The sequence below is a fragment of the Salinivibrio sp. IB643 genome (genome assembly GCF_001996105.1).
Lineage (GTDB): Bacteria > Pseudomonadota > Gammaproteobacteria > Enterobacterales > Vibrionaceae > Salinivibrio > Salinivibrio costicola.
This window is the reverse complement of sequence record NZ_MUFF01000036.1, coordinates 1-20,280: the sequence shown is the minus strand read 5'-3', so window position 1 is coordinate 20,280 and position 20,280 is coordinate 1. Positions and strand designations below refer to the sequence as shown.

Here is a 20,280-nt window from a genome sequence, read left to right as displayed (position 1 = left end):
GGCTTTTGTTTTATTTATCAATAATAAACCTGGCTGGATTTGACTAGTATGATATTTAATAAAAAATGCTGTTTAGGCTATGGCGATCAGGGAGAATAATGGTTTTAGTGCACGAGTGGTATAAAGGGAGGGTTGCTGATGAGTTGTATAGCCGTAATAAACGCAGCGTTACTGTCACGCAGTTTTAAATACGCAAACATATACATGACGTTTATTTTTTATGCGTCGAAAGGGAATATATCAAGATACTAAAAAAAGAAGGGGATAATTTGAAGTGGTGCGTCCGGGCAGACTCGAACTGCCGACCCCCGCCATGTCAAGGCGGTACTCTAACCAACTGAGCTACGGACGCGTATTTCAAAATTTGGTGCGTCTGAGTGGACTCGAACCACCGACCCCCGCCATGTCAAGGCGATACTCTAACCAGCTGAGCTACAGACGCATACCATTTTTTTAGAACAGCCACCGCGATGTTGAAGCGATTGACCATTTGCTATCAAGCCAAGTGGTGCGTCCGAGTGGACTCGAACCACCGACCCCCGCCATGTCAAGGCGATACTCTAACCAGCTGAGCTACGGACGCACAGTGCTTGAAAGCGGGGGGAATAGTAGCGAGTTCATCTTTATCGCGCAAGCGCTTCAACGCATATTTTTGTACATTCGCGTTTGTTTGGCGATTTGATCATCAAAGTGGCGATATTTTCGCTTTTTCAGTCGCTTCGCTACGTTGCTATTGCCCCAGTTTGACGTCACAGCGTTGGAAAAGTTGCTGCCATACATCTGCATGGTGCTTGATCGCGTCTTTGTATTGGCGGTAAGCCTCTCCCTGCCAATAGGCGTTTTTATACGCGCTAAACGCATCCGGTGTTTGCAACGTAGCAAAACGGGTTAACGCTGGCGCAATATCACGATAAAGGCCATCGACACGGGCTAAATAAGGCTGAACATCGCCGACGTAAAATTTATAAAACACGGTTTGTAGGCGCTCTAGGCGGGTCGTATCAAAATTGCCGCCACACAGGACTTTTTCTTGGTGATTGGCGATCAGTGCACTAGTTTGGTTAAGCCAAGCGGTGTGATAGCTCAAGCTAACAAATAGGGCGCCAAGAATACGTTGCTTTTCAATGCTCTCTTGCCAGTCGGTGACCGATTCGTTGGCTACCGGGTGGTGGTTGAGTAAATGGCTAAACTGATCAATGGTGCTGACGGCATTACTATGTGCGGGAAGATCAATGGGGAGTGTATAGGCCGGCAAACTCAGCTGCCCGCGCCAGGCATCACTATCAGCCAAGGTATTCCAGATTACGGTGTCGCGCTGTTGGCGTTTCAGTGCCAGTGCCTGTTCTAACTCAGTGTGAATGCTCGGATCTTTGACTTGTGGTAAACACCGTTGGGCGGTGTCAATAAAATTGAGTTCGTAATCGAGTTGGCGAAAGCGATCGGCAACTTTGCCGAGGGATGAGTTGCGCTCGGCGATAAGATTAAACAAGCCACACTGACGCAGCTCGTAGGCATCAAGTACGCCCATTCGTAGTGCTTCAAGTGGCTGGACTAGATCGCGTTTGCGTGGCAACGGCGGCACCGCTGGAGTGGTAAAGTCGGGCGTCGGTGCATCAAGCACATTGCCTAAACGTTGGTAATAATCAGCCATCATGTCTTTGGCCGGATCGTCAGATTGGCACCCACCTAATCCGAGTAAGGTAACGAGCAGTAAGGTTGTTTTGAGTCCGCGCATGGTTTATCTCGTGGCTAAGCTCTTGACATATCAATCATACCATTTACGCAGGCGATCGGATGAACGATCGCCTGGTTGAACGTTACCTGTGTGCATACGTTAAGAGCTTACTCCGCGACTTGTTGGCTTTGGGTGAGCAATAAAATGGTAGAAAGCTCCTTATCAATGGCTGTCATGTCTTGCTGTACTTGTTCAATATTAGCAATGCTTGACTGAATACTTTCGGTCGCTTGTTCAGACAGACTCAGTAGTCGTGTGACTTCATCGCTTAACCCATCAGCAGAGTTCTGCACTTTTTCCATCACCTCGAGGGTCAGCCCAATCACATGGCTGATCTGACCAATGGCTCCGTTGACGTTTTTAACGGTTTCTCCGGTGGTACTGAGGCTGCTTTGGGTGTTTTGCGATAAGTTACGGACTTCATCAGCAACCACAGCAAAACCGCGCCCTTGCTCGCCTGCGCGTGCGGCCTCTATAGCGGCGTTTAATGCCAATAGATTGGTTTGCTCGGCAATGCCATCAATCACTTTTAAAATTTCTTCAATACGGCTGGCGTTTACACTCAGGGCGTCGGTATGGGTTTGTAGATCTTGGCTTTGCCCGTGTTGTTGTTTGACCTCGTTAGCAAGTGTTGAAAACTGTTGTTGGACAGCTTGGAGAATGTCTGCGCTCTCGGTGGCGTAGTCGGCCACGCCGCTGTAACTGTCCAACAGTGATTGTAGTAGCGATTTGTAGCGCGAAAGACGATCGATGCTGTGCGATTGAAGCGCCGAAAGTTTTTGTAAGCTATTAATTTGTTTTTGGGCGTTGTAGCCACGGTAATCGGCATAGTGAATGGCAAATTGATCGGCAAAATCATCAGCAAAAGGCTCGTTGGGTGCGACGCTATAAAGCATGAGTGCGGTCAGTGTCTGGTTTTGATGTACCCCTAATAGCTCACCAAAGGTTGAAAACCCGCCAACGCTAGGGATGTTATCAAAGCAGGTGACGCGCGCTAACGAATAGCTATTGTTGACCCGGCGCAAGATACAGTCGTTGGCTAGCATAGCAAAAGGACGGCGTGGCTTGTCTTTTAGATGTCGTTGATAATCTTGCGCGGTGGTTTGAGCGAAATCTTCCGCCTTCATTAGGTACAGGCTATCGCCAAAATCAAGATCACAAAAAAAGTGTAGGGCGCCCTGTTGGTGATCAATCGCAGCGATTGAGCGAATATAAATATGCTCGCCAATTTTTACGCCAAACGTGTAGCCATTTAAGTACGATTCCAGCTGATCAGCCTGGCAGTTAAAATAGTCGCATAACGCTTGTACCGGAGAGATTAATGCGGTGCTGTTAGGTGCAAATACATCGGTGACAACGCGGGTCGCAGGATCGCCCTTAGCAATATCGAGGTGGAAGTGAGTCGGTTTGAAGTTATGGCTATTCATGATGCCATAGCGGATACCGGGGGCCAACTTGATAAAAGCTAGCGCGGCATGGTTATCGAGTAGTTTACCGTTGAGTGCTAACTTGGCTGCATTGAAATCCAGGGTACCACCGGCAGAGCCACCCATAAAGTAGCAAGGGAAACGGCGGGTGGCATAAAGGGCCTGCATAAAGAAGTTCTCTGAACCACTAAGACCATCAAAAAAGGTGAGTGCGACTGTGTCTTGGGCGTCGACAGGAAAAGGCACCCTGAGCTGTTGCAACGAACGTGTGATTTTTTCGATTCGTACCTTGGGCGATAAGGTCGGTGTACCGCGTTTAATGTCTTCACAATGTAAGGGCACGGTCGCTGCGCTGACAGATTCAATGACATTGTCGCCATAACTTTGCAAAACAATGTTATCCCATTGCCCGTCTGTGGTGTGATACAGCGAAGAATGCCCACCACCCAGTTCGCCGGCTGTCATTATGGTGATCAGAGTTTGGCAAAAAGGCATCGCGGCTTGGAGTTTTTGGGTTGTTGCTTCAAAGGGTAAATGTGGCGAGATAAAAGCCAGTACCAAGGGGGTTTTACCATGAGGGCAAGATAAGGCCGATAGCGTGGTTTGATTGATAGCGCGGCTACTCATACACAATGAATGAACAAAAGGCATAGAGTTCGGCGATTGTGGCGAGGCTTTATCTGATAATGGGCGAGATTTTAGGAATTCAAACATAAACAACTCTACGATAATGTGACCGGTTGCCACGGATTTTGTCTGGGAATAAGGACAAACTATACGTGGTTTAGTGGTGCGTGCGTAGCAGTTGGTTTTGATCTATCACGCTGTTTTATATGTTTTTTATATCAAATTAATAAAGGCGTGACCGGTGTCACCCTGCCAGCGAGCGCCGACAGGGCGGCAAGGCATTCAGCGTTCTGACATGGCCAGTTGGAATTCAGGAGATTGCTGACGCAGCCAGCGTAGGCGTAACCCAAGCAGTACCGCGGCACTGGATAAACCAATGATGATGCCTATCCAAAACCCATGCGCGCCCATGGCTGGGACGAGCCAATCTGTCATTCCGAGTACATAGCCAAGCGGCAAGCCCAAACCCCAGTATGCGATCAGAGTGCGCTGGAAAATGGCACGCATATCTTTGTAGCCACGCAGGGCACCAGCCGCGACCACTTGAATGGCGTCGGTGATCTGATATACCGCGGCCAATAACATCAGTGATGACGCCAACGTTGCCACGTCTGGATTATCGGAATAAAGGGCGATAATTGGATCGCGCAGCCAAACGGTCAGTAGCGCGGTAATAACGGCTGTGCTCACCCCCAGCCAAATCCCAATTTTGGCGGAGTTGCCTGCACCCTCGGTGGTGCGCTTGCCCAGCAGGTGACCGACACGAATACTGACGGCGACACCCAAACTCATGGGTAACATGAAAATCATGGTGGAGAAGTTAATGGCCACTTGGTGCGCTGCAACGGTAATCGAGCCAAGTGGTGCGATTAAAATGGCAATCGCCGCAAATAAGGTCACCTCAAAAAACAGCGAAGCAGCGACTGGGAACCCGAGTCGAAAGAGGCGGATTTGCTCTTTGAGTGCTGGCGCGTAAAGCGAGGCAAAAAGCTGAAGACCACTGAGTTTTTTGCTCACTGCCACATATAACGCCATAAGGATAGCCATGATCCAATACACCAGCGCGGTAGCGACACCGCACCCCACGCCACCGAGCTCTGGCGCGCCGAGTTTGCCGTATACAAACATCCAGTTGAGTGGAATGTTTGCCGCAAGCCCGATAAAGCCAATGACCATTGCGGGAATGGTGAGCGACATTCCCTCGCATAAGTTACGAATGGATTGGAACACCAAGAAAGCCGGTACCGCCCAGATTACCGCATGTAAATAACCGATGGTTTTTTCAGTTAGCGCTGCTTCCACATCCATGAGATTAATAATAAAACCGGCTTTATAAAGAATAAGCCCAATGGGTATGCTCAACAGCAATGCCATATACAGACCTTGCTGAAATTGAAACGGGATCGCAGTGGCTTTGCTCGCCCCATTAAGTTGCGCAATCATAGGGACCATGGCCATTAGCAGGCCAATCCCAAACAAGATGGCTGGCATCCATATACTCGAGGCAACCGCTACGGCGGCCATATCGGTGGCGCTATATCCGCCTGCCATGACGGTATCAACAAACCCCATCGAGGTTTGCGCTATTTGGGCAATAAAAACAGGCATACCGAGCCGAATAATGGCTCTTGCTTCATCATGGTATTGCTGCACGTTGGCCTCAACATGTTTAAGTGAAAGGGAGGGAGGAATCGATTGTGCGCAATTATACGTGCCAGAAGGCGCGAAAAGGAAGCAAAAGCCGTGTCAATTTTGCATCCCGAACGAGAGCAAACAATGATGACACAAAAAATAGCCCATCAAGACAATGCGACCCTGATACGAGTCGCGTCGGTTAGCTTTGTATTTGCACTTGGTGATAACGTTACACTGATTTATAGCGCTGCATCCAGTGGGCGTTATAGGGTGCGTGGCTAAAAAATTTGCTCGTCATCTGCATCGACAAATAAGTTAACGGTTTTATGTAACTCGTCGATTTGCATGTTGTAGTGCACCGCATTGCAGCAGTTGGGACAATCTTCGTAAAACTCTTGATTGCCGCCACTGAGATCCAGTGTGAGATCAATACGGTGTCCACAGTGCGGGCAACTTACTAGCCGGTCAGTTATATCATCCATCGTCACAGCCCTTCTTTTATGACAAAGCGGTTACTGTCAGTATAGATGAGGATCGTAAGATGGATAAATGATGAGCGCTGCTCTAAAAGGTGGCATTAACTACTGTACGCGCTTAATGCCACTCAGGAGACGATCGCTACAGCGACGAAAGATTATCCGCACTAAAAGCTTTTAGGCTGGGAAGCTTTTGATCGGCAATCACAAAGCGAGGATCTTCCCACTCATGCGCGGCCGGCACCACAATGGTTTTCATCGAGGCGGCTTTAGCCGCAAGTAAGCCGGTAAAGGAATCTTCAAAGGCGACGCAAGCGTCGGGCTCGACGCCCAGGGCGTTAGCAGCATTAAGATACACTTTGGGGTGGGGCTTACCGTATTTTAAATCCCCCGCCGACTCAACAATTTCAAATGCGTCGCTAAGCCCTAGCGCATCCAATGTCGGATGGATTAGAGCCAGTGGAGACGATGAGGCCAGACCGATTTTTAAGCCAGCTTGACGGCAAATTTGCAACGCGTCTTTAACGCCGGGCATCATGGGTTTTTCATCTTTAACCAGCTCAACCACGCGTGCGACGATTCGCGCTTGCACGTCAGCATTCGATGGCCCCTGCCAAGGCTGGGTACGTGCGTAGTGTTTCACAATTTCATCAATCCGCACGCCTGTGGTATCACGCGTATCTTGTAAACTGATAGAAACGCCGAGCTCGGTCAATACATCAATTTGCGCCCGCTGCCAGAACGGCTCTGAGTCGACCAATAGGCCATCCATATCAAATATTGCGGCAGATAACATCGCCAACCTCTATCTCAGTGTGTGTGTCTGGCATCCTACACCGTGAGTGTGAGTTTTGTCAGCAATTGTTCGGCTTTTGCAAGGTAGGGGCCGCCGAATAAATTGACATGGTTGAGCACATGATAAAGGTTATAAATATCTTTTCGTTGTTGATAACCCTCGTCTAATGGCCATTCAGCCTGGTAGCCGTTGTAAAAGCTTTGCGGGAAACCGCCGAATAGCTCTGTCATGGCGATATCGGCTTCGCGATCGCCCCAATAACAGGCCGGATCAAATAGTACTGGGCCGTTGACGGATAAACCGACATTGCCTGACCACAGATCGCCATGGAGAAGTGCAGGTTTGGGGCGATGGTTAGCCAGTTGCGCTTTGACGCCGTGAATGATGGTATCAATGTCGCCCAAATGCAGTGATTTTTCCGCTGCTAGTTGTAGTTGCCAGCCAATTCGTTGCTCAGCAAAGAAGTGACACCACTTGCGGTGCCAGCTGTTTCTTTGTTCGCTGGTGCCGATGAAGTTATCGTCATCGAATCCGTATTCGACTTGCTCCCCCCAGCGGTGATGACGCGCCAGTTGCTGACCGAATAAATAGGCTTGGGTATCGTCGAGCGATTTAATGGGTAGGAAATTGAGTACCAATGCTGCACTGTCTTTTACCGGCCCGACAAAATACACCCGCGGAACATGAATGTGTTCACTCATTGCCAGTTGGCGCAGGCCTTCGGCCTCGGCCTCAAACGCGGGCAGACATTCTCGCTGGTTGATTTTAACGAAAAAGCGCTGCTCGCCCCCATCGCTAATGCAATAGGCGTCGTGGGTGTCGCCACCGCCGATGGCGGTTTTTTCTCTGATCTCAAAATCAATATCGAGCAGTTCGGATAAATGTAGAGACAGTGCATGCCACATAAGCGACTCCGTTACATCGAGGTGAGGGGAGGTAACTGCCTACATATTAGTCTATTTTAGCTTTAGTGTTCTGTGGAGATGGCGGCAAATTGAATAAAAAACGGCTCATAAGGAGCCGTTTTTGCGGGTAAATACTTTACAGGCTAGGGAGTAAGCCAGAGGGCATTAGTCGGTTATAGGTACCGGTTTGCACCAGCGCATTGGCCTTTTCGATATCAGGCGCAAAGTAGCGGTCTTTGTCGTAAAACGGCACCACGCCGCGTAACTCGGCTTTGGCTTGCTCTAAGCGCTGAGAGGTTTTATTGGGCGCGCGAAAATCAATCCCTTGGCTGGCCGAGAGTAGCTCAATGGCCAAAATGCCGCGGGTGTTGGCACTCATGTCATGCAAGCGACGCGCAGCGAAAGTCGCCATGGAGACATGATCTTCTTGGTTGGCAGACGTGGGCAAGCTATCGATAGATGCCGGGTGAGCCAAGGTCTTATTTTCGCTTGCCAGTGCAGCAGCGGTGACTTGGGCGATCATAAAGCCGGAGTTGACCCCGCCGTTGTTGACCAAAAATGGCGGGAGTTTACTCAAGTTGCTATCAATCAGTAAGGCCATGCGGCGCTCTGATAAGCTGCCGATTTCGGCAATCGCGAGGGCTAAGTTATCCGCGACCATCGCGACCGGCTCGGCGTGGAAGTTGCCGCCGGAAATAATATCGCCATCGTCTGGGAACACGAGCGGGTTGTCAGATACGGCATTTGCCTCGGTGGTGAGCACGTCAGCGGCATGGCGAATTTGTTGCAAGCACGCGCCCATCACTTGTGGTTGGCAACGCAATGAGTAGGGGTCTTGCACTTTTTCACAATTTTGATGGCTGTTGCCAATGTCGCTACTTTCGCCCAGCAAGTGACGGTAAGCGGCAGCGGCATCCATTTGCGTTTGATGGCCACGCACGGCATGAATCCGTGGGTCAAACGGCCGGCGGCTACCAAGCGCGGCCTCTACCGACAATGCGCCACAGACAGTGGCCGCGGCGTATAAATCTTCGGCTTCAAACAAGCCTTCAAGCGCAAAAGCGGTAGAGGCTTGCGTGCYATTGAGCAGCGCGAGTCCTTCTTTTGGTCCAAGAGTGATGGGCGATAGGCCCGCAATTTTGAGTGCAGCCTCTCCAGAAATGACTTCCCCTTTGTACCGGGCTTGGCCTTCGCCGAGCAGTACTGTGCTCATATGTGCCAATGGTGCAAGATCGCCCGAGGCGCCGACTGAGCCCTTTTTGGGAATGCAAGGATACACCTGGTGATTAACCAGCGCTGCCAGTGCTTTTACGACCTCGAAGCGGATCCCGGAGTAGCCGCGCGCCAAGCTGGCTACTTTCAGCACGATCATAAGACGCACGGTGGCATCATCCATAAACTCGCCAATACCAGCGGCATGAGAGAGCACGATTGAGCGTTGCAGGGTTTCTAAATCGTCTAATTCAATCCGAGTATTAGCCAGCAAGCCAAACCCTGTGTTAATGCCATATACGACGCGGTCTTGAGCGAGGATGTCGGCGACGGTGTTGGTACTGGCTTTCATGGTGGCTTCAATGCCATCCGCAAAAGCAATCTGTACAGATTCACGGCTTACTTGCCGCAGTTGGGAAAGGGTGAGTTCGCCTGGTTGTAATGTCAGTGTGGTCATTTTGCTCTCCTTAGCGCAGCGGCTGGTTAGGTAAATCCAGCAGCGGCAGATCGAGTTGTTCTTCTTTGGCGCAATCAATGGCAATGCCATAGCCGGCATCGGCATGGCGCATCACCCCGGTGGCCGGATCGTTTCTGAGTACTCGCGCCACTCGTTGATGCGCATCGTCGGAGCCATCACACACAATCACCACGCCTGAGTGCTGAGAAAAGCCCATGCCGACACCGCCACCGTGGTGCAATGATACCCAGGTTGCACCGGATGCCGTGTTGAGCATGGCGTTCAGCAATGGCCAGTCTGACACGGCATCAGAGCCATCTAGCATGCCTTCGGTTTCACGGTTGGGACTTGCGACTGAGCCTGAGTCAAGATGATCACGGCCAATGACGACCGGCGCTTTGAGCTCGCCATTTTTTACCATATCGTTAAAGGCAAGCGCTAAGCGTGCACGATCTTTGACCCCAACCCAGCAGATACGGGCAGGTAAACCTTGAAATTGAATACGTTCTTTGGCCATATCAAGCCAGTTGTGGAGATGCGGATCATCAGGGATCAGCTCTTTCACTCTTTGGTCGGTTTTATAGATATCTTCTGGATCACCAGATAACGCCACCCAGCGGAACGGGCCAATGCCTTGACAGAATAATGGACGAATATACGCCGGTACAAATCCTGGAAAATCAAAAGCATTATTGACGCCAACTTCTAGCGCCATTTGACGGATGTTATTGCCGTAATCCAAGGTTGCTGCGCCGCGTGTTTGCAGATCGAGCATCGCTTTAACTTGTACGGCCATCGAGGCTTTCGCGGTTTTGACTACCTCGGCTTCGTTGTCTTTACGCTGTGCCGCGGCTTGCTCCATGGTCCAGCCTTGCGGCAGATAACCGTTAAGGGGATCGTGGGCCGAGGTTTGGTCGGTGACCACATCGGGGGTGATATGACGTTCCACCAGCTCTGGGAAAATATCGGCTGCATTGGCCAATAAGCCAATCGACACGGGCTTACCTTGTCGTTTTGCTTCTTCAATCATGCCGAGTGCTTGGTCCAAGGATGTCGCTTTGCGGTCGACGTACCCCGTACGTAAGCGGTAATCGATGCGGCTTTCATCGCATTCAACCGCAATCATAGAAAAGCCTGCCATGGTCGCGGCGAGTGGCTGCGCGCCTCCCATGCCCCCCAGACCGCCAGTTAAGATCCAGCGGCCTTTGGCGTCGCCATTAAAGTGTTGTTTCGCCACCGCGACAAACGTCTCGTAGGTGCCTTGCACAATGCCTTGCGAGCCAATGTAAATCCAGCTGCCTGCCGTCATCTGGCCGTACATCATCAGCCCTTGCTTATCGAGCTCGTTAAAATGTTCCCAGTTTGCCCAATGCGGGACCAAGTTAGAGTTGGCAATTAATACACGTGGTGCATCTTTGTGAGTAGGGAAGACCCCCACAGGTTTGCCGGATTGTACCAGCAAGGTTTGATCGTCGTTCAGGCGTTTTAGAACCTCGACAATCTTGTCGAAACATTGCCAATTGCGGGCAGCTCGGCCAATGCCACCATAGACCACCAAACCATTAGGATGCTCGGCCACGTCAGGGTGTAGGTTATTCATCAGCATACGAAGCGGCGCTTCGGTTAACCAACTTTTTGCATTAAGCTCAGGCCCGGTAGGGGCTTTCACGGTACGTGAATCGAAACGTGGGTCCGTCATGGTTATTCTCCTTGATCGATGATGGGATGCGAGCCTGCTTGCTGCGGACAAGATTGATGCTGACAAGCTGTGTGAATCATGGTCCACGCCATACGCGCAGCTAAGCGACTGGTTTGCTGGTCGCGGTCATAATGGGGGTTTACTTCTGTGATATCGCAAATAGGGACGGGAATGTGTTGCTTCTGCGCAACGGTAAACAGGTGCCGAATTAACGGCTCAATCACCGCGACTGGCACGCCGTAAGCTGCAGGGGCGCTCACCCCAGGCGCGACACTAGCGGGAAACACATCCATATCGACAGTAAGATAGAGATAATCACAGCCTTGAATAAACTGGGTTAATCGCGCTTTTAACGCCGGTAATGCGTCTACCTGCATATTGATATCTTCTTCTACCCAGCAATGGCGTTGCTCGGCTTTATCGAACAGCGCTTGGGTATTGCTGGTGCGGCTTACGCCAAGGCAGGCATAGTGGAATGGCCAACCTTTTTTGTCACAATATTGGGCGATTTGTGCGAAGGGTGTGCCTGAGCTGCCGGCGTGACTGCGCCCTTGTGGCGTGCGCAAATCAAAATGAGCATCAAAGTTAATAATACCAATCTTAGGCGGCTGCGCGGGGTCGTTGACATGGGAGTGTGTCAAATGACGGGATAAGCCCTGAAAGCTCGCCCATGCAGTTTCATGGCCGCCGCCTAGGGTTAAGACCCGGTGCTTTGGCAACGAACGATGGATTTGCTGACTTAATCCTTGCTGGGCCAATACCAGATCTGAGTCATCACATACTACGGTTCCGCCATCATAAAGCGGATGACTGTTATGCCAGGCGAGGTTTGCCAATGCTTGTCGCAGCGTTTCAGGGGCAAGGGCTGCACCGAGGCGGCCTTGATTACGCGCTACTCCTTCATCGCAGGCAAACCCATAGATCACGACACCTGGCGGCTGTTCGACGCTGTTATCGTAGGCGCTGATGGTTTGGTGCAAACGCAGACCGCGCTCCCCATCTTCTGGATCAATACGTCCTTGCCACACGGTCATATCAGCAGGAAGATGTTTCATTCTTGATTCTCCTGGTGGGGCGTGCTCTGCGGAGTTGGTGTTGCGGGATACCAGACCCCGTTGACCACTCTTCCGACTAAGGGCGCCGTGCCGACCATATAACTGAGCTCGGCTGGGGTGTCGCACTGCCAAACGGCAAAATCGGCATCAAACCCAACCGCGATTTGACCTTTGTTTGTAAAGCCCAGTGCTTGGGCGGCATGACGGGTAACGCCGTAAAGGTTCTCTTTGGGCGTGAGGCCAAATAAGGTGGAAGCCATGTTCATCATGAGCGTCAATGAGGCAAAGGGCGAGGTGCCGGGGTTGAAGTCAGTGGCGAGCGCCATGGGGACATGATGTTCACGTAATGCTTCAATCGGTGGTATTTGGGTTTCACGTAAAAAGTAAAACGCGCCGGGAAGCAGGGTTGCCACAGTGCCAAATTCGGCCAAAATCTGGGTGTCAGCCTCTGACAAATACTCAATATGATCCACCGAGTAGGCTCCGGATTTGGCCGCCGCCACACTGCCGCCCAGGTCGCTTAATTGCTCGGTATGGGCTTTAATGTTGAGTCCATGAGCATTGGCAGCCGCATAGATTTTTTCGGCCTGGTCGACGCTAAAGGCAATGTTTTCACAGAACACATCCACGGCGTCAGCAAGCTGTTGCTCCGCCGCGGCCGGGATAATGGATTGACAGATATGCGCAATGTAATGATCCGCATCGTGTTGATATTCCGGCGGTATAGCATGAGCGGCGAGCAAGGTCGTAGAGACATTCACGGGTAAATGCTGCTCGATAGCTTTCGCCACCCGAAGCATTTTTAGCTCATCGTCGAGGGTTAACCCATAGCCTGATTTAATTTCAATTGTTGTGACACCGTCACGCATTAAAGCTTCGGCACGTGGCAAAGCGAGGGCAAGTAATTCTGCGTCACTCGCCGCCCGCGTCGCTTGCACTGTGGAGAGAATTCCGCCGCCTTGTTCAGCTATGGTTTGGTAAGGCACGCCATTGAGGCGCTGCTCAAACTCACCCGCGCGATTGCCCGCAAAAACAAGGTGAGTGTGGCTATCAATGAGTCCGGGTGTCACCAATCTTCCGTTTAACGACTGCTTCGGCCAGTCAAGCTGCTCGGCATCTTGGCCAAGTGCAACAATTTTGCCGTTTTCAACCGCAATCGCGCTAAGGTCTTGGCATTGGTAGCCGTCGCTATTGTGGATATCGCTGGCCATCGTGACCAGTTTTGCATCGGTATATAGGTGTCTCATGATGATGGCCTTACCGCTTATTAAATGTCTATACAAATGTATAGACAAATAAAGTGGCAGACACAAGAAGGAATGTAAAAGAACGGTAAAAAATTGTGACCGGTTCGATCTAAATGAAGTTATCTATCTGTTCTCGACGTGAGTTTGTAGCGCGATCCTGGATGGTACAGCAAGGCGGCACTGACGAGGGTTTGTTGGCTCCAGGTCCGACGGTGTAATAATAAACAGGGTTCGTCTGATCGCATCGCGAGGGCTTGCTGAATGGTCGAGCTCGCTTGAATGGCTTCGACTGTATGCTCAATGGTATTCACTGGGCAAACCGTTGATAAATACTCGTTTGGGGTACTTTGATTAAAGTCTTGTGCTAAGTAGTCGGGCGCCAAAGCCGGATTGACCCAGCGCTGTTCAAGTTGCAACGCGATCGCATCACCGTAATGAACAATCTCACTATAAAAGACGGAGGTACCCACCATAACGCCTAAGCGCATAGCAACATCAGCCGGTGCAGAAATGCGTTTCAATGTGCGAATATCACTGTGATAAGTTTGCCCGCGAGCGTTAACCTCATCGGCGATATTACGAATATCCATTAATGGGGATTCGGCTTTGGGCTCAGTGACAAACGTCCCCAATCTAGGTGTGCGCTCCAGTAAGCCTTCAGCGACTAAATCGCGCACGGCTTTGTTCACCGTCATGCGGCTGACGTTAAATTGATCGCACAATTCGTATTCGGTCGGAATACGTGTCCCCACAGGCCAAACCCGAGCTTCAATTTTCTCTTGAATAAAGGTTTTAATTTGTTGATAGCGGGGCGCATTGGCCATAGATTGTTCCTGTCATTATTGTGTATACAAATCAGCATTGCTGAAGTCTAGTGCAAAATCAAGCGGATGATAGGGCGATACTCGTGAATCATTCGTTGGACGGCGAAGAAATTCTTGACGGGATGACTTGCATCACAAATGTCGGATCTTCATAATCAAAACCCTACTCACACTGTGCGGTTACTTACTAATCGCAAAATACACGTTCATGTGCCACTTGGTGTGTGGCACCACTGAGAAGGATTGTTATCAATGCCTCTAATTACTCTCCCTGACGGCAGTCAGCGTTCTTTTGACCACCCAGTTTCAACCTACGACGTTGCCAATGACATTGGTCCTGGCCTCGCTAAAGCTTGTATTGCGGGCCGTGTTGACGGCAAACGCGTTGATGCGTGTGACTTGATTGAGCACGATGCTCAGCTCGAAATTATCACCGCAAAAGACGATGATGGGCTTGAGATTATTCGCCACTCGTGTGCGCACCTTCTAGGGCATGCGATTAAGCAACTTTTCCCTGATACCAAGATGGCGATTGGCCCAACCATCGATAGTGGTTTCTATTACGATATCGATATGGATCGCTCGCTCACCCAGGATGACCTGGATGCAATTGAAAAACGCATGAAAGAGCTGGTGAAAACCAAGTATCAGGTTGTGAAGAAAACGGTCAGCTGGCAAGAAGCACGTGATACCTTTGAATCACGTGGTGAACCGTACAAGATTGAAATCTTGGACGAGAATGTCTCTCGCGATGACCGTCCGGGCTTGTATCACCACGAAGAATACATCGACATGTGTCGTGGTCCACATGTACCGAACATGAGCTTTTGTCAAAACTTTAAAATTTTGAACGTGGCTGGCGCGTATTGGCGTGGTAACAGCGACAACAAGATGCTGCAACGAATCTACGGCACCGCCTTTCCCGATAAAAAGCAACTGAAAGCACACCTGGTGCGTTTAGAAGAAGCGGCGAAGCGTGATCACCGTAAACTGGGTAAGCAGCTTGATTTGTATCATATGCAGCAAGAAGCGCCTGGGATGGTATTCTGGCACCACAATGGCTGGACGATTTTCCGTGAGCTTGAGCAATTTATCCGTGCGAAGTTGACCGAATACGACTACCAAGAAGTGAAAGGTCCGTTGATCATGGACCGCGTGTTGTGGGAGCGCTCTGGCCACTGGGACAAATATGCTGATTACATGTTTACCACCCAGTCAGAAAGCCGTGAGTATGCACTTAAGCCAATGAACTGCCCAGGTCACGTACAGATTTTTAACCAAGGGTTAAAGTCTTACCGTGATTTACCGCTGCGTATGGCAGAATTTGGTAGTTGTCACCGTAATGAGCCATCCGGTGCGCTGCATGGTTTAATGCGTGTGCGTGGCTTTACCCAAGACGATGCGCATATCTTCTGTACCCCAGAACAGGTACAAAAAGAAGTCAGTGCGTGTATCGAAATGGTCTACGAGACGTACCAAACCTTTGGTTTCAACAACATCGAAGTCAAACTTTCTACACGTCCAGAAACGCGTGTTGGCTCTGACGAGATGTGGGATCGTGCAGAAAAAGCCTTGCACGAAGCCTTAACGGCGATGGATATTCCGTTTGAAATTCAAGAAGGTGAGGGGGCGTTTTACGGGCCTAAGATTGAGTTTACGTTACATGATTGCCTGGATCGTGCTTGGCAATGTGGTACAGTACAACTTGATTTCGCGCTTCCTGAGCGCTTAAGTGCCACGTATGTAGGCGAAGACAACGAACGTCACACACCTGTGATGATTCACCGTGCTATTCTCGGTTCGTTGGAACGCTTCATCGGTATTCTGATTGAAGAATACGCTGGACACTTCCCAACGTGGCTATCACCGCAGCAAGCTGTGGTGATGAATATCACGGATAAACAAGCAGATTATGCGCAAGAGATTGCGAAAAAACTGCAAAAAGCTGGATTTAGAGCCTCTGCGGACTTGAGAAACGAGAAGATTGGCTTTAAAATCCGCGAACACACTTTGAAGCGTGTACCGTATATGCTCGTTTGTGGTGACCAGGAAATGGAAGCTGGCGAAGTAGCAATACGTACCCGTAAAGGTAAAGATTTGGGTAAAATTAAGATTGATGACTTCCTTGCTCAATTGCAGCAAGAAGTGCAAGATCGAACACTCAATATTGTGGAGGAATAAGGTATTAAAGGCGCAAGAAAAGCCCCGGCAAAGAAAAACGCTCATCGTCTAAACAACGAAATTCGTGGTGTCAAAGAAGTTCGATTGTCTGATGACAGCGGCGAACAACTCGGTATCGTCCCTTTTGATGAAGCACTCGCCAAAGCAGAAGAGGCGACTCTTGACTTGGTTGAGATCAGTCCGAACGCTGAGCCGCCGGTTTGTCGTATCATGGATTACGGCAAATTCCTTTACGAGAAGAGTAAAGCTGCGAAAGAGCAGAAGAAAAAGCAAAAGACTATTCAGGTTAAGGAAGTTAAATTCCGTCCTGGCACAGATGTAGGCGACTATCAGGTAAAACTACGCAACCTGGTTCGCTTCATTGAAGAGGGCAACAAGGTCAAGGTCACTATCCGATTCCGCGGGCGCGAAATGGCGCACCAAAGCATCGGTGTTGACGTGCTGAACCGCTTGAAGGAAGACACTGCTGAAATCGCTTCAGTAGAAAGTTTCCCGACTCGCATCGAAGGCCGTCAAATGATCATGGTCCTGGCCCCAAAGAAGAAGTAATTCTGGCTTCCAAGTAACAAGCGGCTGCGCCTGTTAGGTGCAGCCGCTTTGTTCGCCAAATTACTATATTATTAACACAATGCGGAGTTATCATCATGTCTAAGATGAAATCCAACAAAGGTGCTGCTAAGCGTTTCAAGAAAACTGCTGGTGGCTTTAAGTACAAGCGTGCAACCAAGCGTCATATCTTGACTAAACGTACTACTAAGAATAAGCGTCAGCTGCGTCCAAATGCTATTCTGCCTGCGTGCGAAAACGCGCAAGTAGCTCGCATGCTGCCATACGCATAAGTTTTTAGTTTTATAATTTAGTTTAGGAGAGAGATAATGGCTCGCGTAAAACGTGGTGTACAAGCTCGTGCACGTCACAAGAGTGTAATGAAGCAGGCGAAAGGTTATTATGGTGCGCGTTCACGCGTCTACCGCGTAGCTTTTCAGGCGGTAACGAAAGCAGGTCAATATGCTTATCGTGACCGTCGCAACAAGAAACGTCAATTCCGTCAACTGTGGATCGCGCGTATTAACGCAGCGGCTCGCCAAAACGGTATGTCATACAGCCGTTTGATTAACGGTCTTAAAAAAGCATCTATCGAAATCGATCGTAAGATCCTTGCCGATATCGCGGTATATGACAAAGCAGCATTCTCTGTGCTGGTAGAAAAAGCGAAAGCTTCACTGTAAGTTTTACAGTAAAGAATTGCTGAGAAAGGAGAGCTTCGGCTCTCCTTTTTTGTTATTTGTTGGTGTCTATATAATTGCACTTTGTGCATATAAAAGTGTGTTCTGGCACTTGTTCTGTATTCCTATCATCATGATATAGTGCTCAAAAAGTGAAACAAAGGACATTCGATGAACCAATACGTCTTTTTTTGTCGGCCTAACAACTGTGACCAGTTTACTTATTTGATCAAAGAAGCCCCCAACTACCTTGCCGAAAAAGAAGCATTGTTAGAGCAGGGGTTGATCATCGAAGGGGATGTGATTGTTGCTGATTGTGCGGAGACTGCGATTGAAAAATTCCGCCAGATTAATCTCAATGCAATCGAGGATTACATTCAGCACGATCCTACCGTTGGCTTTACGACTTTTATCGTGGAAACGTATCATTCGCTGCGTCGCCGGCTTGGAATGAAATCATGATTGTTGATATTTATCAGGTTGATGCCTTTAGCGCGTCATTGTTTCAAGGAAACCCGGCAGGGGTGTGTATCTCGACGTCCATGTTGGATGAAGCAACTATGTTATCCATTGCCGAGGAAATGACTGTCTCTGAAACGGCGTTTCTTGCCTTAGATACCATGTCCTTACGCTGGTTTACACCGAAAGTAGAAGTCTCACTCTGCGGTCATGGCACGCTTGCAACAGCACATATTTTAGCTGAGCGCGGTGATGTTAAGATGGGTGACAATGTCACTTTTTATACCCAGTCTGGACCGCTTGAGGTGACGATACAACGCGAGGGGATCGCGATGGCATTTCCTGTTCCAGAGCTGGTAGAGGTAACACCAAATCCATCGCGGCTAGAAGGTTTAGGTATACATGGCTCTGTTATCCGCGCGAGTTATTGCTTTGGCGAAAAAGAGCTATTGGTGGTTAATTCTGAAGACGATGTAAAAGCGCTGTCTCCTGATTTTGCTGCGCTAACTACGCAGCCTGGGCGTGGCGTGGTGGTAACTGCAGCAAGCTCTGATAACACGGTCGATATTGTCTCTCGCTACTTCGCCCCTTGGGTAGGGGTGAATGAAGATCCCGTGACGGGTTCGGCGCATTGCGCGCTGGCAGCGTATTGGTCAAAAGCATTGAGTAAAAAGCAGCTTATCGGTTATCAAGTGTCCGCGCGCGGTGGGCATATCAAGATGACGCTTACCAACGAGCATGTGTTGCTACAAGGCCAAGCAGTGACCGTATTTGGCGGAAAGTTAGATTTAAGTAAGACCTAGCAAAAATCAGCGCAACCAAAAAAGAGGCCAAACGGCCTCTTTTTCAGTGGTGAAGTGGCGTTACGCCACTTGTACTTGTTGTTGCTCGATTTCTTCACTGGGCGTAGTATTGGATTCAGCGCCGTGCATCCARCGGATCAGCGTACCGGATAGAGTCAGCAAGATCAGACCTGAAATCGCTGCTGTCGCGGCAATGCCACCGAAGATCGCCATGGCACCATAGTCACCCACATGCGAACCAATGATACCTGCAACATAGTTAGCAATCGCGTTAAAGCCAAACCAGGCGCCCATCATTAGAGAGGCCAAACGCAGTGGTGCAAGTTTGGTGACCAGCGATAAGCCAATTGGAGAGAGGCAAAGTTCGCCTAACGTGTGGAAGAAGAACGCGCCCACTAGCCAGAACATCGAGGTTTTCACCGTGGTGTCGCCGCCTTGCTCTAACACGGCCCCGATCATGCACAAAAAACCAAGCGCCAGCATAAATAACGCCATGGCAAATTTGACCGGTGAGCTAGGCTCTTTAGAACCCAGTCGCACCCACAATGATGCCGCTATAGGCGCACAGATAATGATGAAGAAGGGGTTGAGTGACTGGAACCATGCCGCTGGGATTTCAAACCCACCCACCATGCGATCCGTGTACTCCTGGGTGTAAATATTCATCAACCCGCCAGCCTGTTCAAAGCCAGCCCAGAAAATGATCACGAACAAACCCATCAATAAGATGACTTTAAGGCGATCGATTTCTTGCTTGGTCAATGGTGCATTGGTCTTAGAATGATTGGCATCTCGTGCTTGTTGTGCCGCGGGAACACGACCGATATTACCTAGCCAAGCGTTGGCCATGGTTAGCTGGATGATCAAGCTAATCACCATACCAATACCGGCAGCAAAAAAGCCATATTGCCAGCCGTAAGCGCTGCTCACTGTGCCCGCAACAAAACCGGCTAATAATGAACCAATATTGATGCCCATATAAAAGATGGTAAACGCACCATCACGACGATGATCGCCTTCATGATAAAGGTCACCCACCATCGTCGAGATGTTGGGTTTAAATAGGCCAGAGCCCGCAATCAGTATGGCTAAGCCAGCATATAAAGTGTGTACCGTATCTAAGCCATATTGGTGAGCAGGGAAGGCCAGAGTAAATTGACCGATGGCCATTAAGGTACCACCTAGAATCACGGCTCGACGCTGACCGACAAAGTTATCGGCAAACCAACCGCCGATGAGTGGCGTGATATAAACGAGGCCGGTGTAATAGCCATACAGCTCTAGCGCGTCTTTGGTGGACCAGCCTAAACCGCCATTGATGGTTTGATCGGTGAGGTAAAGCACCAAAATCGCACGCATGGCGTAATAGGAAAATCGCTCCCATAGTTCCGTGCCGAAGAGTAGAAAAAGTCCCCGAGGGTGACCAAGTATTGTTTTTTGGTTTTCCATAACTATCTAATTATTCGTGAGTTTTGTTGGGTCTGCATTTCTTCAATCGGCGTGCAGTACATTGCCG

18 protein-coding genes and 3 tRNA genes are annotated in these 20,280 nt (G+C 49.8%); 6 read left to right on the top strand and 15 right to left on the bottom strand.

Features of this window, described 5'->3' with window-relative positions; genetic code table 11:
* Window positions 1-275: 275 nt before the first annotated feature.
* The 14 genes from BZG77_RS13005 to hutC all read right to left on the bottom strand — a co-directional run bounded on the left by BZG77_RS13005 (window position 276) and on the right by hutC (window position 14,095).
* Window positions 276-352 (bottom strand) — tRNA-Val (locus tag BZG77_RS13005).
* Between the two features lie 13 nt (window positions 353-365).
* Window positions 366-442 (bottom strand) — tRNA-Val (locus BZG77_RS13000).
* A gap of 64 nt (window positions 443-506) precedes the next feature.
* Window positions 507-583 (bottom strand) — tRNA-Val (locus BZG77_RS12995).
* A gap of 147 nt (window positions 584-730) precedes the next feature.
* Window positions 731-1,735 (bottom strand): DUF3080 domain-containing protein, encoded by a 1,005-nt coding sequence (locus tag BZG77_RS12990; protein ID WP_077576023.1) that lies wholly within the window; start codon window positions 1,733-1,735, stop codon window positions 731-733.
* A 107-nt stretch (window positions 1,736-1,842) separates the two neighbouring features.
* A complete protein-coding gene (locus BZG77_RS12985) occupies window positions 1,843-3,876 on the bottom strand; it encodes a methyl-accepting chemotaxis protein (protein WP_077647550.1) in 2,034 nt (677 codons plus the stop codon).
* Between the two features lie 195 nt (window positions 3,877-4,071).
* The gene (locus tag BZG77_RS12980) at window positions 4,072-5,442 is read right to left on the bottom strand and encodes an MATE family efflux transporter (protein WP_077647549.1); all 1,371 of its coding nucleotides are present in this window, start codon (window positions 5,440-5,442) and stop codon (window positions 4,072-4,074) included.
* A gap of 260 nt (window positions 5,443-5,702) precedes the next feature.
* Window positions 5,703-5,906, bottom strand: coding sequence for a CPXCG motif-containing cysteine-rich protein (locus tag BZG77_RS12975; protein WP_021023665.1), 204 nt, complete (start codon window positions 5,904-5,906; stop codon window positions 5,703-5,705).
* 136 nt (window positions 5,907-6,042) lie between these two features.
* Window positions 6,043-6,696, bottom strand: a complete 654-nt coding sequence (gene hxpB, locus BZG77_RS12970; RefSeq protein WP_077647548.1) for a hexitol phosphatase HxpB — start codon at window positions 6,694-6,696, stop codon at window positions 6,043-6,045.
* 35 nt (window positions 6,697-6,731) lie between these two features.
* Window positions 6,732-7,601, bottom strand: a complete 870-nt coding sequence (locus BZG77_RS12965) for a fructosamine kinase family protein (protein WP_077647547.1) — start codon at window positions 7,599-7,601, stop codon at window positions 6,732-6,734.
* A gap of 136 nt (window positions 7,602-7,737) precedes the next feature.
* Window positions 7,738-9,270, bottom strand: a complete 1,533-nt coding sequence (gene hutH / locus BZG77_RS12960) for a histidine ammonia-lyase (RefSeq protein WP_077647546.1) — start codon at window positions 9,268-9,270, stop codon at window positions 7,738-7,740.
* 10 nt (window positions 9,271-9,280) lie between these two features.
* Window positions 9,281-10,969, bottom strand: a complete 1,689-nt coding sequence (gene hutU, locus BZG77_RS12955) for a urocanate hydratase (protein WP_077647545.1) — start codon at window positions 10,967-10,969, stop codon at window positions 9,281-9,283.
* A gap of 2 nt (window positions 10,970-10,971) precedes the next feature.
* A complete protein-coding gene (hutG, locus tag BZG77_RS12950; protein WP_077647544.1) occupies window positions 10,972-12,024 on the bottom strand; it encodes a formimidoylglutamase in 1,053 nt (350 codons plus the stop codon).
* Complete coding sequence (hutI, locus tag BZG77_RS12945; protein ID WP_077647543.1) at window positions 12,021-13,271, bottom strand: imidazolonepropionase; 1,251 nt, start codon at window positions 13,269-13,271, stop codon at window positions 12,021-12,023. Before hutI ends, hutG begins: the two co-directional genes overlap by 4 nt.
* A 119-nt stretch (window positions 13,272-13,390) precedes the next feature.
* Window positions 13,391-14,095, bottom strand: coding sequence for a histidine utilization repressor (gene hutC / locus BZG77_RS12940; protein WP_077647542.1), 705 nt, complete (start codon window positions 14,093-14,095; stop codon window positions 13,391-13,393).
* A gap of 252 nt (window positions 14,096-14,347) precedes the next feature.
* Between hutC and thrS the strand changes: the two genes are divergently transcribed.
* The 6 genes from thrS to BZG77_RS12910 all read left to right on the top strand — a co-directional run bounded on the left by thrS (window position 14,348) and on the right by BZG77_RS12910 (window position 18,764).
* On the top strand, window positions 14,348-16,276 hold the full coding sequence (gene thrS / locus BZG77_RS12935; protein WP_077576016.1) for a threonine--tRNA ligase: 1,929 nt from the start codon (window positions 14,348-14,350) through the stop codon (window positions 16,274-16,276).
* Between the two features lie 3 nt (window positions 16,277-16,279).
* The gene (gene infC / locus BZG77_RS12930) at window positions 16,280-16,825 is read left to right on the top strand and encodes a translation initiation factor IF-3 (RefSeq protein WP_077460504.1); all 546 of its coding nucleotides are present in this window, start codon (window positions 16,280-16,282) and stop codon (window positions 16,823-16,825) included.
* Between the two features lie 95 nt (window positions 16,826-16,920).
* Window positions 16,921-17,115 (top strand): 50S ribosomal protein L35, encoded by a 195-nt coding sequence (rpmI, locus tag BZG77_RS12925; RefSeq protein ID WP_077647541.1) that lies wholly within the window; start codon window positions 16,921-16,923, stop codon window positions 17,113-17,115.
* 36 nt (window positions 17,116-17,151) lie between these two features.
* Window positions 17,152-17,505, top strand: coding sequence for a 50S ribosomal protein L20 (rplT, locus tag BZG77_RS12920; protein ID WP_025673305.1), 354 nt, complete (start codon window positions 17,152-17,154; stop codon window positions 17,503-17,505).
* A gap of 168 nt (window positions 17,506-17,673) precedes the next feature.
* Window positions 17,674-17,964, top strand: coding sequence for a hypothetical protein (locus BZG77_RS12915; RefSeq protein ID WP_077647540.1), 291 nt, complete (start codon window positions 17,674-17,676; stop codon window positions 17,962-17,964).
* Window positions 17,961-18,764, top strand: a complete 804-nt coding sequence (locus BZG77_RS12910; RefSeq protein ID WP_077647539.1) for a PhzF family phenazine biosynthesis protein — start codon at window positions 17,961-17,963, stop codon at window positions 18,762-18,764. Before BZG77_RS12915 ends, BZG77_RS12910 begins: the two co-directional genes overlap by 4 nt.
* 60 nt (window positions 18,765-18,824) lie before the next feature.
* Here BZG77_RS12910 and BZG77_RS12905 read toward each other — a convergent pair whose 3' ends face one another.
* On the bottom strand, window positions 18,825-20,213 hold the full coding sequence (locus BZG77_RS12905; RefSeq protein ID WP_077647538.1) for a peptide MFS transporter: 1,389 nt from the start codon (window positions 20,211-20,213) through the stop codon (window positions 18,825-18,827).
* Window positions 20,214-20,280 lie beyond the last annotated feature (67 nt).

What these genes read in the sequence shown, in the direction of transcription:
- BZG77_RS12975 (WP_021023665.1), bottom strand. Translation starts at nt 5,906, where the DNA reads ATGGATGATATAACTGACCGGCTAGTAAGTTGCCCGCACTGTGGACAC.
- hutI (WP_077647543.1), bottom strand. Translation starts at nt 13,271, where the DNA reads ATGAGACACCTATATACCGATGCAAAACTGGTCACGATGGCCAGCGAT.
- BZG77_RS12910 (WP_077647539.1), top strand. Translation starts at nt 17,961, where the DNA reads ATGATTGTTGATATTTATCAGGTTGATGCCTTTAGCGCGTCATTGTTT.
- hxpB (WP_077647548.1), bottom strand. Translation starts at nt 6,696, where the DNA reads ATGTTATCTGCCGCAATATTTGATATGGATGGCCTATTGGTCGACTCA.
- hutU (WP_077647545.1), bottom strand. Translation starts at nt 10,969, where the DNA reads ATGACGGACCCACGTTTCGATTCACGTACCGTGAAAGCCCCTACCGGG.
- BZG77_RS12915 (WP_077647540.1), top strand. Translation starts at nt 17,674, where the DNA reads ATGAACCAATACGTCTTTTTTTGTCGGCCTAACAACTGTGACCAGTTT.
- BZG77_RS12965 (WP_077647547.1), bottom strand. Translation starts at nt 7,601, where the DNA reads ATGTGGCATGCACTGTCTCTACATTTATCCGAACTGCTCGATATTGAT.
- BZG77_RS12990 (WP_077576023.1), bottom strand. Translation starts at nt 1,735, where the DNA reads ATGCGCGGACTCAAAACAACCTTACTGCTCGTTACCTTACTCGGATTA.
- rplT (WP_025673305.1), top strand. Translation starts at nt 17,152, where the DNA reads ATGGCTCGCGTAAAACGTGGTGTACAAGCTCGTGCACGTCACAAGAGT.
- hutG (WP_077647544.1), bottom strand. Translation starts at nt 12,024, where the DNA reads ATGAAACATCTTCCTGCTGATATGACCGTGTGGCAAGGACGTATTGAT.
- BZG77_RS12985 (WP_077647550.1), bottom strand. Translation starts at nt 3,876, where the DNA reads ATGTTTGAATTCCTAAAATCTCGCCCATTATCAGATAAAGCCTCGCCA.
- thrS (WP_077576016.1), top strand. Translation starts at nt 14,348, where the DNA reads ATGCCTCTAATTACTCTCCCTGACGGCAGTCAGCGTTCTTTTGACCAC.
- rpmI (WP_077647541.1), top strand. Translation starts at nt 16,921, where the DNA reads ATGTCTAAGATGAAATCCAACAAAGGTGCTGCTAAGCGTTTCAAGAAA.
- hutC (WP_077647542.1), bottom strand. Translation starts at nt 14,095, where the DNA reads ATGGCCAATGCGCCCCGCTATCAACAAATTAAAACCTTTATTCAAGAG.